This window comes from Nocardia sp. NPDC051787, from assembly GCF_040681325.1.
Taxonomy (GTDB): Bacteria; Actinomycetota; Actinomycetes; order Mycobacteriales; family Mycobacteriaceae; genus Nocardia.
This window is the reverse complement of the sequence record NZ_JBFAYO010000003.1, coordinates 164,754-178,166: the sequence shown is the minus strand read 5'-3', so window position 1 is coordinate 178,166 and position 13,413 is coordinate 164,754. Positions and strand designations below refer to the sequence as shown.

Annotated in this window: 9 protein-coding genes, 1 tRNA gene and 1 pseudogene; 10 read left to right on the top strand and 1 reads right to left on the bottom strand. The window is 67.6% G+C overall.

The features are described 5' to 3' along the window. Positions 1-163 precede the first annotated feature (163 nt). The 3 genes and pseudogenes from AB0M45_RS04620 (at position 164) to AB0M45_RS04610 (ending at position 2,799) form a co-directional block, all read left to right on the top strand. Positions 164-424, top strand: a complete 261-nt coding sequence (locus tag AB0M45_RS04620; protein ID WP_364322816.1) for a hypothetical protein — start codon at positions 164-166, stop codon at positions 422-424. A 182-nt stretch (positions 425-606) separates the two neighbouring features. Continuing rightward, positions 607-1,026: pseudogene (locus AB0M45_RS04615) on the top strand (transposase); the annotation flags it as partial. A gap of 378 nt (positions 1,027-1,404) precedes the next feature. Beyond that, a complete protein-coding gene (locus AB0M45_RS04610) occupies positions 1,405-2,799 on the top strand; it encodes a hypothetical protein (protein ID WP_364322814.1) in 1,395 nt (464 codons plus the stop codon). 259 nt (positions 2,800-3,058) lie between these two features. Here the strand turns inward: AB0M45_RS04610 and AB0M45_RS04605 are convergent. After that, positions 3,059-3,141, bottom strand: a tRNA-Leu gene (locus AB0M45_RS04605). 226 nt (positions 3,142-3,367) lie between these two features. Here AB0M45_RS04605 and AB0M45_RS04600 point away from each other — a divergent pair. From AB0M45_RS04600 to pknB, 7 genes are all read left to right on the top strand, one after another. Further along, positions 3,368-4,762, top strand: a complete 1,395-nt coding sequence (locus tag AB0M45_RS04600) for an FhaA domain-containing protein (protein WP_364322812.1) — start codon at positions 3,368-3,370, stop codon at positions 4,760-4,762. 205 nt (positions 4,763-4,967) lie between these two features. Beyond that, complete coding sequence (locus AB0M45_RS04595; RefSeq protein ID WP_014980860.1) at positions 4,968-5,435, top strand: FHA domain-containing protein; 468 nt, start codon at positions 4,968-4,970, stop codon at positions 5,433-5,435. Then, positions 5,432-6,940, top strand: a complete 1,509-nt coding sequence (locus tag AB0M45_RS04590; RefSeq protein WP_364322809.1) for a PP2C family serine/threonine-protein phosphatase — start codon at positions 5,432-5,434, stop codon at positions 6,938-6,940. The genes AB0M45_RS04595 and AB0M45_RS04590 overlap by 4 nt, the downstream gene beginning before the upstream one ends. Then, a complete protein-coding gene (locus AB0M45_RS04585; RefSeq protein ID WP_364322807.1) occupies positions 6,940-8,424 on the top strand; it encodes an FtsW/RodA/SpoVE family cell cycle protein in 1,485 nt (494 codons plus the stop codon). Before AB0M45_RS04590 ends, AB0M45_RS04585 begins: the two co-directional genes overlap by 1 nt. After that, entirely contained in the window at positions 8,421-9,887 is a 1,467-nt protein-coding gene (locus tag AB0M45_RS04580) for a penicillin-binding protein 2 (RefSeq protein ID WP_364322806.1), read from the top strand. Before AB0M45_RS04585 ends, AB0M45_RS04580 begins: the two co-directional genes overlap by 4 nt. Before the next feature lie 37 nt (positions 9,888-9,924). Beyond that, positions 9,925-11,439 (top strand): protein kinase, encoded by a 1,515-nt coding sequence (locus tag AB0M45_RS04575; protein WP_364322804.1) that lies wholly within the window; start codon positions 9,925-9,927, stop codon positions 11,437-11,439. Next, entirely contained in the window at positions 11,436-13,328 is a 1,893-nt protein-coding gene (gene pknB / locus AB0M45_RS04570; protein WP_364322802.1) for a Stk1 family PASTA domain-containing Ser/Thr kinase, read from the top strand. The genes AB0M45_RS04575 and pknB overlap by 4 nt, the downstream gene beginning before the upstream one ends. Positions 13,329-13,413 lie beyond the last annotated feature (85 nt).

The window sequence follows — 13,413 nt, the reverse complement described above, 5'->3', positions numbered from 1 at the left end:
TCTCCATAAACAGCGACGTCGCGCACAGATTTCAATCAGCGGCCAAGGCGTCCGGAACAGCGGGGCGACCACTCCTTGGAAGCCACCCAACGGCAAGAACCCATCAGCCACTCCCCGCCGTTCCAGGCATCCGGGACATCCAATCCCGAACAACTACAACCTTATGAAGAACGCCATGATCGTGGATAAGTCCACCGTCAGCGTTACCGCCAGGCGCAAGGAGCTGATCTCCAGGCTCCTGGCAGGACACTGCGAGCTCTGCAAGGCGGTGGACGACATCGTCGTCCACCACGTCCGCACGCTCGCTGAACTCGCCGACCGCAGCCAGCCACACCCCGAATGGGTCACGGTGATGCTCAGGAAACGAAGAAAGACCCTCGTGGTCTGCGGTTCCTGTCACACCACTATCCATACGGACGGCTGAAGGAATACGAAGGTCACTGGAAAGCCGGGTGCGGTGAAAGTCGCATGCCCGGTTTGGGTCGGAGGTCATCGGAAAAGGACCCGCGCCGCGCGCGGGCACCTCGCCGGTGACCTACCGATACCCTGCTGTTCTCCTTCGCCGACCACGGCACCGCCGGTACCGGCGAACCGGTCGCCGAACCCCCCGGCCCGCAACTCCGGTTCACCGACGTCGATGGCCTACGGCTGAACCGCGTTCGTCACCAACACCCGCAAAGGCCAGCTGCCCGACCTGGAGTTACGGCACCGCCGCCGCGCTGCGAAGGCCGCATCCGCGCCGCGAAAGACACCGGCCCGCTCAACCTGCCGCTCCGTGGTTTCGACGCCAACCAGATCTGGCTGGCGATCGTCGCCCTCGCCCTGGACCTGACCGCCTGGCTGCAAACGATCGCCCTGCACGACCACCCCGCATGCCGCTGGGAACCGAAAACCTTTCGCTTGCAACTGTTCTCACTGCCCGCCCGCATGGCCCGCCACGCCCGCCGCACCCTGCTCCACCTGCCACGGCACGCCCCGCACACCAGCTTGGCCACCACCGCCCACATCCGCCTGCAACCGGGCTGACCAGCACTAACCCGCCCCGACAACCCCGAAAGGACACTATCCGGGCCCGTGGAACCCGGCAGCCACCCGCTGACCGGGCTACTCCCTGTTGCCCACCGGCTGCTCACCAGCAACCGAAACCCAATCCGAACCCGATCACGCCGGGCCGCAGGCTCCGCGAAAGATCGAGGTCAGGGCGGACGGCCCGTGTCGGAAATAGAGCGGACGACGTCGTTTCCGAGGCTCTTGTAGCGGGCTTCGACCGTTCTACGCTGAGCACGTCATATCGCGCCCCAGTTATTTTCGACCTCGCGTTGACACCGCCGACAGGAGCGGGCACTACTTACACGGCGGTGCCACAGCGGAACCGGTGGCTCGACATCGATAAAGGAGAACGACGTGGCAGACGAACCCGGTGGGCTGACCGCCGAACACCCGCTCGCTCGTGCGCTGGCGGCGCACGCACCGACGGGCTGGCAGCGGGCGGACGCGGTGTTCGCGGTCACGGTGGTGGGTGACATCGCCCAGCTCGTGTATACCGTTGGCGAGCAAGCGATGCCGGTAGACGCGCCGGAGCCGGTGCTTGCCATCGTCCGGGAGCACCGCGCGATCGCGGCCGGTTCTGGCGCGGAACCGTGGTGGCGGATGATGATCGCATTGACCAGTGCGGGCGAGATCGAGGTCGCCTACGACTACGGCGAGGAGCCCTTCCCGGACGGGCAGCTCTTCGTTCCGGAGGCGTATCGGGCCGACATCGAGGCATACCCGCGCGAGAAAGTGCCAGTGTGGCTGGCCGCGTATATCGGTCACGGTGACCGGCAGCGCCGCACTCCGCAGCAGGCGGCCGCGCAGGCTCGTGGCGACCGGGATGAGCAGGTGTGGGCGGTGCTGGCGGAGGGTGAGTTCCCGCCGTTCCCGCAGATGTGGGCCCGGTGGACCACCATCGCCGCGGCGTTCGTGGCCGCGAAGTCGGATTGGGGGCCGCGGATGCTGCCCTGGGTCGGCATGTTCGAAGGCACCGCACGCGGCGGGTCGACATTGCATGTGCTTCCGGCCGGGCGGGCCGTTTTGTCGGGTGGCGTGTGGAACGCAGTCACGTTGGACGCGGTGTACAACGGTGGCGCGCCGATGCCGGAACTCTATGGCGGCGCGCCGGAATGGGTGGCCGACCCGGTGTTGAACCCGCGCGCCGCGTCGGGCCTGCTGTCGTTCTGCTACTGGTGGGAGGCGGGGCGGTGGTACCGCGGCCAGTCCCCACCGGCCCAGGAGTGCGCCCCGGCGGTGCCGGGCATGTGGACACGTGACACCGCGATGAAGATCGTGGCGGGCGTGCTCGCCGACAGTCAGGGCAAAGCCGCGCCGGACGCCATCAGGGCACTGATGTCCGCCGCCGAGGCAGGCAGGGTGACCCGAGAGAAGCTGGTCGCCGTCTTCGGCGATGACGGGCGCTTCGACATTGACGGTGCGCTCTACCAGTACTCGGTCGCCGGTTTGACCTCGACGGAGCCGGAGCCGATGCCCGCGGAACAGGCGATCAGCCGGGTACGGGACTACATCACCGGACGCCAGCTGGACACGACGGGCTATCCGCTTTCCCAGCTGACCGCCGAGCGCTTCAGCGTCGGCTGGATGGTGCACGTGCCTGCGCCCGAAGGGACACCCCCAACCACTAGGGCAATCTTCTACGTCGCCGACGACGGCGCGTTCGAGCACTCCTCATCCGCCATACCTCCGGCGAAGTTCATTGCCGAGTTCGAACGACGATTCCGCGAACGCCACGGCATGTCCGCCTGACCGATAAGAAGCGCCTCGGCACAAAGGCCCCTCGGGAAGCCCCCTGTGAGACTCCGGCCACACTGTTCAGCCCAGTGCAACCGTCTCCGCCCACCACAACCGTCCCAACTCGACGCAACCGTCCCCGCCAACGCAACCCCAACGGAGGGGGTCCGGGGGGAAGCCCCTCCGGGCGGGGCGTGGGGTTGCACCCCCACAAAACACGACGAAACGAGAAAGGCCCGTGCTCTCCACGAGCACGGGCCTCTCACGAGTGAAGTGGGCGAAGGGGGACTTGAACCCCCACGTCCCGAAGGACACTGGCACCTGAAGCCAGCGCGTCTGCCATTCCGCCACTCGCCCGAGCGACTGGGAGACAGTATCACGCTCCCGCGTCGGATACGAAATCGCCATTTCAGGGGCCTGACAGGGGGCCTGAACGGGTCGGGGAACCCAGCGCCGTCACCAAGAGTTACAGGTGTGGACGATCGTGGATATCATGCAATGAACGTGGTCGATAAGCGACACGCCATACACGCGTGTCGTTGTTACGAATCAGGAAAGAGACGCTCACCGAAGGGAGGCCGAGATGGGCATCGTTTCGCGGTTCGAGCGTCGCCTGCAGGGCGCCGTCGGGGACGTCTTCGCCAGAGTGTTCGGCGGCAATGTCGTGCCCCAGGAGGTGGAGGCGGCGCTGCAACGCGAGGCCGCCGATCATGTCCAGGATCTCGGCGGCGGGCATCTGCTGGCGCCTAACAGTTATGTGATCACGATCAACTCCTCGGATCACGAACAACTGGACGCCGACCACGACCTCACTACACGCGCGTTCGCCAAACATCTACAGGACTACATCCGCGAGCAAGGCTGGCAGACCTACGGCGAAGTACACGTGGCGTTCGAGGCATCACCTACGCTGCACACCGGACAGTTCAGGGCAAGTGGCCGCGTCGACCCCGATGTCGGCCGCAGAGCCAGCGCGGCTCGCCGCCCCGAATCACCGCCACAACGACCTGCAAACCCGCAACCAGGAGCTGGCCCCATGACGCAGAACTCAGGCTACGACCCGAGCCGTGAGCCCGCGGAGTCCGATCCACGCAACCGCGGGTACGCTCCACCGCCTGCTGGTCGCGGCGGTCCGCAGAACGGCGCGTACCGCGACGACTACGGCCGCAGTGGCGCGTACGGGGCGGATTACCAGGCCCCGGACGCACAGCAGGGTTATAGCGACTACCAGAACGGCTACGACTACCAGCAGGGCGGCCAGGGTTACGGCCAGCAGGGCTACAGCGACGCCGGTTACGGCCAGCAGGGCTACGCCGAATCCGGCTACGGCCAGCAAGGCTACGCGGACCGCGGCTATGGTCAGCAGGGCTACGCCGAATCGGGTTACGGCCAGCAGGGCTACAGCGACGCCGGTTACGGCCAGCAGGGCTACGCCGAATCCGGTTACGGCCAGCAGGGCTACGCCGAATCGGGCTATGGTCAGCAAAACCAGGGCTACGGCCAGTCCGGGTACGCGCAGCCGGGCTACAACGACCCTGGCTACGGCGACCAGAACTACCCCGACCAGGGCGGCTACGGCCAGGATGACCAGGGCGGTTACGGCCAGGCCTACTCGCAGCAGCCGGGCTACGGCACGGCGCAGGGCTACGCAGGCGGCCAGGGCTACGGCGCGGCGCCGCAGACCGGCTCGGGCTACTCGGCCACCCTTCAGCTGGACGACGGCAGCGGCCGGACTTACCAGCTACGGGAAGGCAGCAACATCATCGGCCGCGGCCAGGACGCGCACTTCCGCCTGCCCGACACGGGCGTCTCGCGCAGGCACATCGAGGTGCGCTGGGACGGCCAGACCGCGATGTTGTCCGATCTCGGCTCCACCAACGGCACCTTGGTGAACGGTTCTCCCGTGCAGGATTGGCAGCTCGCCGACGGGGATGTCATCCGTGCCGGGCACTCCGAGATCCTGATCCGCATAGTCTGATCCCGTAAGCTCGCGGTGCAGGTCACGAGATGGCTCTCGAGGGATTCGTCGGTCGTATCGTGATCGAAATCGACCGACGGCCCTATGATGCTGCCAACACACGCGCGGCGCCGATACCGGGGCCGGCAAGACCAGCAGGCTGGTGGGGGTGGTCGAACCGCACCTACGGCACCGACGTACACGGTCGAACAGGAGGTGGAGCGCCGTGCAGGGACTGATCCTGCAACTGACCCGTGCGGGGTTCCTTCTGCTGTTGTGGTTGTTCGTGTGGGCTGTGCTGCGCACGTTGCGCAGCGACATCTACGCGGCATCCGGCATTCGGATCCAGCCCAGGGCCGCACGCGGCTCCGCGGTGCTGCCGTCCTTCAGCCGGGGCCAGAAGGGCGCCAAATTTCTTGTGGTGACGCAGGGTTCACTCGCCGGCACCCGCATCTCGCTCGGCACCCAACCGGTGCTGATCGGACGTGCGGACGATTCCACGCTGGTACTCACCGATGACTACGCCTCGACTCGACATGCGCGGCTGTCTCCGCGTGGTGACGACTGGTACGTGGAAGACCTCGGCTCGACGAACGGCACGTACCTCGACCGCGCAAAAGTCACCACCGCCGTCCGAGTCCCGCTCGGCACTCCGGTCCGTGTCGGCAAAACAGTGATCGAGCTGCGATCGTGACACTTGTTCTCCGCTACGCAGCGCGCAGCGACCGCGGTCTCGTCCGAGGTAACAACGAAGATTCCGTGTACGCGGGTGCACGACTGCTCGCACTCGCCGACGGCATGGGCGGCCATGCCGCCGGAGAAGTCGCGTCCCAGTTGATGATCGCCGCGCTGGCCCACCTCGACGACGACGAACCGGGCGACGACCTGCTCGGCAAGCTCGACACGGCGACCCGCGAGGGCAATGCCGCCATCGCCGATCAAGTCGAGGAAGAGCCCGAGCTCGACGGCATGGGCACCACGCTCACCGCAATCCTGTTCGCGGGCAAGAAACTCGGCCTCGTGCACATCGGCGACTCGCGCGCGTATCTGCTGCGCGGTGGCGAGCTCACCCAGATCACCCGGGACGACACTTTCGTCCAGTCACTGGTGGACGAGGGCAGGATCACACCCGAGCAGGCGCACACGCATCCGCAGCGGTCGCTGATCATGCGTGCGCTCACCGGAAACGAGATCGAGCCCACGCTGATCATGCGTGAGTCGCGCGCCGGAGACCGGTACCTGCTGTGCTCCGACGGACTGTCGGACGTGGTCAGCGACGAGACCATCGCGAACACGATGCGCGAGGGCACCACCGACGAATGCGCCGATCGGCTCATCGAGCTCGCGTTGCGCAGCGGCGGTCCGGACAACGTGACCGTCGTCGTGGCCGACGTCATCGATCTGGACTACGGCCAGAGCCACCCGATCGTGGCGGGCGCCGCATCCGGCGTCGACGACGACACGCCGCCCCCCAACACGGCCGCGGGCCGGGCCTCCGCGCTGCGTCCGCCGCGCACCGCGCCGCGCCGGGCCGCCGCAGCACCGGAGCCCCCGGTCAAGAAGTCGCACCGGCTGCGGTGGATCGTGCTCGCGCTGGCGCTGGTCGTCGCCGTGTGCGTCGGGCTCCTGGTCGGCTACAAGATGATCCGCAGCAACTACTACGTCGGCGCCGACGACGGTTCGGTGGTGATCCTGCGCGGGCTGCCCGGATCGATCCTCGGCTATTCCATCCACGACGTGAACCTGGTCGGCTGTGTGACCCGCAACGGGGAACTCACCCTGAGCGAGCCGGGCGAGGACGTGCCGTCTTCGTGCAAGCCGCTGAAGATCAGCGATCTGAAGCAGACCGGCCGCGATCAGGTGGACAAGGGGCTGCCGCCGGGTTCGCTGGACAAGGCCAAGGACTCGATGACCTATCTCGCCCAGCGCGAGCTGTTGCCGCCGTGCCCGGTCAAGGAATCGACGCCGCAACCGGGTGTGGTCCCGCCCACCGAGCCCGCGCCCAACGGCGCTGCTCCCGCCCCCGCGTCGCCCGCCCCTGCTCCAGCGCCAGCGCCAGCGCCAGCGCCAGCGCCGGAGCAGGGTGACGCACGCGGCACCGAGATCAAGACGCCGACGAAGTCGGAAGCTCCCGCCTCGCCGTCGAGCACGTCGCCGAACCCCCAGACCACGGGGGAGAACTGTCGGGTGACGGACTGATGTCCGCACCGTCACCGCCGTCGGCTGGAGCCTTTCCCAGTCCCCCGGGCGGCTTCGCTCCCGCGCCACCGCCGAGCACCAGACGAAATGTCGAACTGTTGCTGCTCGCCGCGGCGGCGGTGATCACGACCGTGTCCCTCTTCCTGGTCGAAGCCAGTCAGGAACAGTCGATCACCGTGGATATCGCCAAGTACGGTCTGGCATATCTGGCGTTGTTCGGTATCGCGCACCTGGCGGTACGGCGGTTCGCTCCGTTCGCCGATCCGCTGCTGCTGCCGATCGTCGCGCTGCTCAACGGACTCGGGCTCGTGCTGATCCATCGGCTCGACCTGGCCGACCAGCAGACCGCCGCTTACAACTCGTGGGCGCTGCCCTCCCCTGACGCCAACCAGCAGATTCTGTGGACCGCGCTGGGCACGCTCGTGTTCATCACCCTGCTGATCGCCTTACGGGACTACCGCACGCTCGCCCGCTACAGCTACACCCTCGGCCTGATCGGCCTTGTCGCACTGGCCATTCCGGCCATCCTGCCCAGCAAGTTCTCCGAGACCAATGGCGCGAAGATCTGGATCCGGCTGCCCGGGTTCAGTGTCCAGCCGGGTGAGTTCGCGAAGATCCTGCTGATCATCTTCTTCGCCTCGGTGCTGGTCGCCAAGCGCGAGCTGTTCACCGCCGCGGGGCGCCACGTGCTCGGTATGGAGTTCCCGCGCGGTCGCGATCTCGGTCCCATTCTGGCGGTCTGGATCGTGTGCATCGGCGTGCTGGTGTTCGAGAAGGATCTCGGTACCTCGCTGCTGATCTTCAGCACCGTGCTGGTGATGCTCTACATCGCCACCGAACGGGTCGGCTGGCTGGTCATCGGCGGCGGTCTGCTCGCGCTGGGGTTCTTCTTCGCCTACCAGCTCTTCGGCCACGTCCGGGTCCGGGTGGAGACCTGGCTGCACCCGTTCGACGACTACAACAACACCGGCTACCAGATCTCGCAGTCGCTGTTCGGGCTGGCCACGGGCGGTCTCGCGGGCACCGGCCTCGGCAGCGGCAGGCCCAACCAGGTGCCCTTCGCCAAGACCGACTTCATCATCACCACGATCGGTGAGGAACTCGGGCTGATCGGGCTCACCGCGGTCCTGGTGCTGTTCCTGGTGTTCGTGGTGCGCGGACTGCGCACGGCGCTGGCAGTGCGCGACAGCTTCGGCAAGCTCCTCGCGGCCGGCCTGTCGTTCACCATCGCGATCCAGCTGTTCGTCGTCGTCGGCGGGGTGACCAAACTGATTCCGCTGACCGGTCTCACCACGCCGTTCATGTCCTACGGCGGCTCTTCGCTGCTGGCCAACTACGCCTTGCTGGCTTTGCTGATCAAGATCTCCGACGCCGCCCGCGCGCCCGCGCCGGTGCGCAAGAAGGAACCGGCGCCGATCGCCGACGCGCAAACCGAGTTGCTGCGCCGCGACGCGGGACGACCGGAAGCGGGGGCCGCGATATGAACACTCCACTACGCCGAGTCGCGGTCGCGGTGATGGTGATGGTCGTCGCGCTCCTGGCGAACGCCACCTACGTTCAGGTGATCAAGGCCGACGATCTCCGCTCCGACCCACGCAACTCGCGGGTGCTGCTGGATGAGTACTCCCGCCAGCGCGGGCAGATCTCGGCCAGCGGCACCGTGCTGGCCAGCTCGGTCGCGACCGACGACCGGTACAAGTACCTGCGCACCTATCCGACCGAGCCCGAGGCGTACGCGCCGGCCACGGGTTTCTACTCGATGCAATACGGCAGCACCGGGTTGGAGCGTGCCGAGGACTCGGTGCTGAACGGCTCCGACAACAAGCTCTTCGGCAGCCGCCTCGTCGACCTGGTCTCCGGCCGGGATCCGCGCGGTGGCAACGTGCTCACCACGCTCAACCCGGTGATGCAGCAGGTCGCCTACGAACAGATGACCAGCAAGGGCTACACCGGCTCGGTGGTGGCCATCGAGCCGAGCACGGGCAAGATTCTCACCATGGTCTCCACGCCGAGCTACGACCCGAACCGGCTGTCCGGGCACGACGGCGCACGCGGCACCCAGGCGTGGGAAACGCTGAGTGCGGATCCGCGCCATCCGATGTTGAATCGCGCTATCTCACAGACATACCCGCCCGGATCCACGTTCAAAGTGGTCGTCACCGCCGCTGCGCTTGCCAACGGCACAGCGACTCCCGACGACCAGTTCACCGCGGCGCCGAACATCACGCTGCCAGGTACCACGACCACCCTGGAGAACTACAACGGTTCCACCTGCGGCCCCAACCTGACCGCTTCGCTCTTCGAGGCGTTCCGGCGGTCGTGCAACACGGCCTTCGCCGAACTCGGCGTCAAGGTCGGCGCGGCGAATGTCAAGGACGAGGCCGCCGCGTTCGGCGTCGGACCGCACCGCGGCATCCCGATGCCGGTGGCGGAGAGCACCGTCGGCACGATCCCCGACGACGCGGCGCTGGCCCAGAGCAGCATCGGGCAGCGGGATGTGGCCCTGACCCCGCTGCAGAACGCGGTCGTCGCGGCGACCATCGCCAACGGCGGCGTCCGAATGGAGCCCTACCTGGTCGATCAGCTGCAAGGCCCCGATCTGAGCGAACTGTCCAAGACCAAACCGGTCTCGGTCGGACAAGCGGTCAGCGCGGAGGTAGCGTCGACGCTGACCAACCTGATGGTCGCGTCGGAGAGCAACACCGCCGGAGGTGGCCAGACCCCGTATCAGATCGCGTCCAAGACCGGCACCGCGGAGCACGGAACCAACCCGCGCAAGACGCCGCCGCACGCCTGGTACATCGCGTTCGCCCCCGCGCAGAACCCGAAGATCGCCATCGCGGTGATCGTGGAGAACGGCGGGGACCGGGCGCTGGCCGCGACCGGCGGCTCGGTGGCCGCACCGGTGGCTCGCGCGGTCCTGGACGCGGGTCTTCGAGGGGGCTGAACGATATGGATGTGCGAGTGAAGGTACGGGGACCTCGATGCTGACAAACGGTGCGATGATCGCCGACCGGTACCGGCTGCAGCGACTGATCGCGACCGGCGGCATGGGCCAGGTCTGGGAAGCCCTGGACACCAGGCTCGACCGCAGAGTCGCGGTCAAGGTGCTGAAGTCGGAGTTCTCGGCCGACCCCACCTTCCGGCATCGGTTCCGCACCGAGGCGAAGACGACCGCCCAGTTGAATCACCCCGGTATCGCCGGGATCTTCGACTACGGCGAGACCATCGACCCGCAGGGCGGCGAGACCGCCTACCTGGTCATGGAGTTGGTCCAAGGCGAGCCGCTGAACACCGTGCTGAACCGGCTCGGCAGGCTGTCGGTGGCCCAGGGCCTGGACATGCTGGAGCAGACCGGGCGCGCGCTGGACGTGGCACACCGCGCGGGCGTGGTGCACCGCGACGTGAAACCGGGCAACATCCTGGTCACGCCGACCGGTCAGGTGAAGATTACCGACTTCGGCATCGCCAAGGCGGTGGATGCGTCGCCGGTGACGAAGACCGGCATGGTGATGGGCACCGCCCAGTACATCGCGCCGGAGCAGGCGGTCGGCGAGGACGCCACCGCGGCCAGCGATGTGTATGCGCTCGGCGTGGTCGGTTACGAGGCGCTCGCCGGGCAGCGGCCGTTCACCGGCGACGGCGCGATCACCGTGGCGATGAAGCATGTCCGCGAGACCCCGCCGCCGATGCCCGCCGATCTGCCCGGCAACGTGCGCGAGCTGATCGAGATCACGATGGAGAAGGACCCGGGGCGTCGCTACGCCCGCGGCGGCGAGTTCGCCGACGCGGTCGCCGCGGTGCGCGCCGGCCGTCGTCCACCGCCGCCGAGCGGCGCCCATCCTGGCGCACCGCTGACTGGAGCCACCCGGGTGTTGCCGCCCGGCCCGACGGCCGTGATCCCCTCCGCACCGGCTGATTTCGACGGCGCGACGGTGCGTTACTCGACGCCCGCGGCCGGGGCGGTCGGCCCCGCGACTCGCGCCGGTGCGGCCGCGGCTCCGGCGACGATGCTGAGCCACAGCGCCGACGGCAATCAACCACCCAGCGGCAAACGGCCCACCCCGACGCAGAAATGGCTGGCCGGGCTCGGCCTCGGTGCCCTGCTTTTCGGCGCGATCACGACTTACCTGCTGTTCGGCGGCGATACCAACCCGGACTCGACGCCGTCGCCGACCTCGACGGTCGCGCCGAATCCGAAGCCGGTCCCGCCGGTGGTCACCACCACCCCCAAGCCAGCGCCTCCGCCGGTGATCACGACCATTCCGGAACCGATCACCACCGAGCCGACGACCACGACCCCGGAGCCGACGACGACCACGCCGACCACCACCACCACGGCACCGAGCACGACGAAGCCGACGACGACCGCGCCGACCACCACCTCCACCTTGCCGCGCGTTCCGACCATCCAAATACCCTTCCCCGGGCTCCCGGGTGCCCAAGGCCCGACGGCCCCCCGCAGCGGATCCGCTACTTCTTCGCAAGGACAGCCATGACGACCCCGAAGAATCTCTCCTCGCGCTACGAGCTGGGCGAGATCATCGGGTTCGGCGGCATGTCCGAAGTGCACAAGGCGCGCGATATCCGGCTGAGCCGGGACGTGGCGATCAAAGTGCTGCGGGCCGACTTGGCGCGCGACCCCACGTTCTACCTCCGGTTCAAGCGGGAGGCGCAGAACGCCGCCGCGCTCAATCACCCAGCCATCGTCGCGGTCTACGACACCGGTGAGGCCGAGGTGGACGGCGGTCCGCTGCCGTACATCGTGATGGAGTACGTGGACGGCGACACGCTGCGCGACATCGTGCGCGGCAAGGGCCCGCTGCCGCCGCGGCGTGCGATGGAGATCATCGCGGATGTCTGTGCCGCATTGGATTTCAGCCACAAGGCCGGAATCGTGCACCGCGACATGAAGCCCGCGAACATCATGATCAACCGGTCCGGCGCGGTGAAGGTGATGGACTTCGGTATCGCCCGCGCGATCGCCGACAGCTCGAACCCGATGACGCAGACCGCGGCCGTGATCGGAACCGCGCAGTATCTGTCGCCGGAGCAGGCGCGCGGCGAGACGGTGGACGCCCGTTCGGATGTCTACTCCGTCGGCTGTGTGCTGTTCGAAATCCTCACCGGCGAACCGCCTTTCACCGGCGACTCGCCGATCGCCGTCGCCTACCAGCATGTGCGGGAGGATCCGCGGCTGCCCTCGCACGTGTTCCCCGGCGTTCCGCGCGAACTGGACTCGGTCGTGCTCAAGGCGATGAGCAAGAACCCCGCCAATCGATACCAGACCGCGGCCGAGATGCGCGCCGACCTGATCCGGGTGCTCGGTGGCCAGAAGCCCAGCGCCCCGATGGTGATGACCGAAGAGGATCGCACCACCATCATGGGCTCGGACGAACCCCCGCCGCGCGCTTACCGCACCGTCGAGCGCAACGACGACACCGCCGAGCAGGAGCCGGCCGACCCGGACGGCCAGCGCCGCACCGCCTATATCGCTCTCGGCGCCGCGGCGGCGATCGCCGTGGTGCTCGCGCTGTTCTGGGTATTGATCGGTCCGGGCAGCCGACCGGATCAGGTCGCGGTTCCCGACATGTCCAACAAGTCCGCCCAGCAGGCGCAGGACGCGCTGCAGAAGCTCGGATTCACAGTGGCGATCCAGCAGAAGCCCGACGGTAAGGTCGCCACGGGCAATGTGATCGCCACGCAGCCGCTCGGCGGCTCCAGGATCGATGAGGGAAGCACCGTCACGGTCCAGGTGTCCAGCGGACCGGCACAGGTCCAGGTGCCCAGGCTGGACGGTCTGACCCAGCAGGAGGCCGAGCAGAAGCTCAACTCCATCGGTCTGCAGATGGACCCGAACGTGGAGCGCAAGCCCTCCAGCACCCAGGACACCGACAAGGTGATCGGCACCGAGCCCGCGGCGGGCTCCCGGGTCGACGCGGGTCGGCCCATCGTGGTCGTCATCGGCGGCGGCCCCGAGAAGGTTCGGGTGCCGAACGTGATCGGCCAGTCGATCGACGTCGCGCAGCCGAATATCGAGGGAGCCAATTTCAAGGTTCAGATCCAGGAAGTCGCCTCCTCGCAGCCGAAGGGCGAGGTGATCGGCACCAAACCCGCCGGCGGTTCGTCGGCCGACAAGGGATCGACCGTGGTCCTCCAGGTATCCACCGGCGACCAGATCAGCATGCCCGAGATCCGGGGCCTGACACCCGCGCAGGCGGTGGACAGACTGCGCCAGAGCGGCTGGACCGGCAGTCTCTCGCAGATCAGTCAGTCCACGGTGTTCGATCCGGGCAATGTCGGCCGTATCGTGGCTCAGCAACCGTCGGCGGGCTCGTCCATCGGCAAGAACTCCACCATCGTGATCACGACCGGAGCGATCGCCTGAGTCTCGAGATCGTCCGCGCGGCTCCGCTTTCCGGCACGGGCCGGTCCGGGGCAGGTATCGCCGTCGGTATCGAGAAAACGAGACC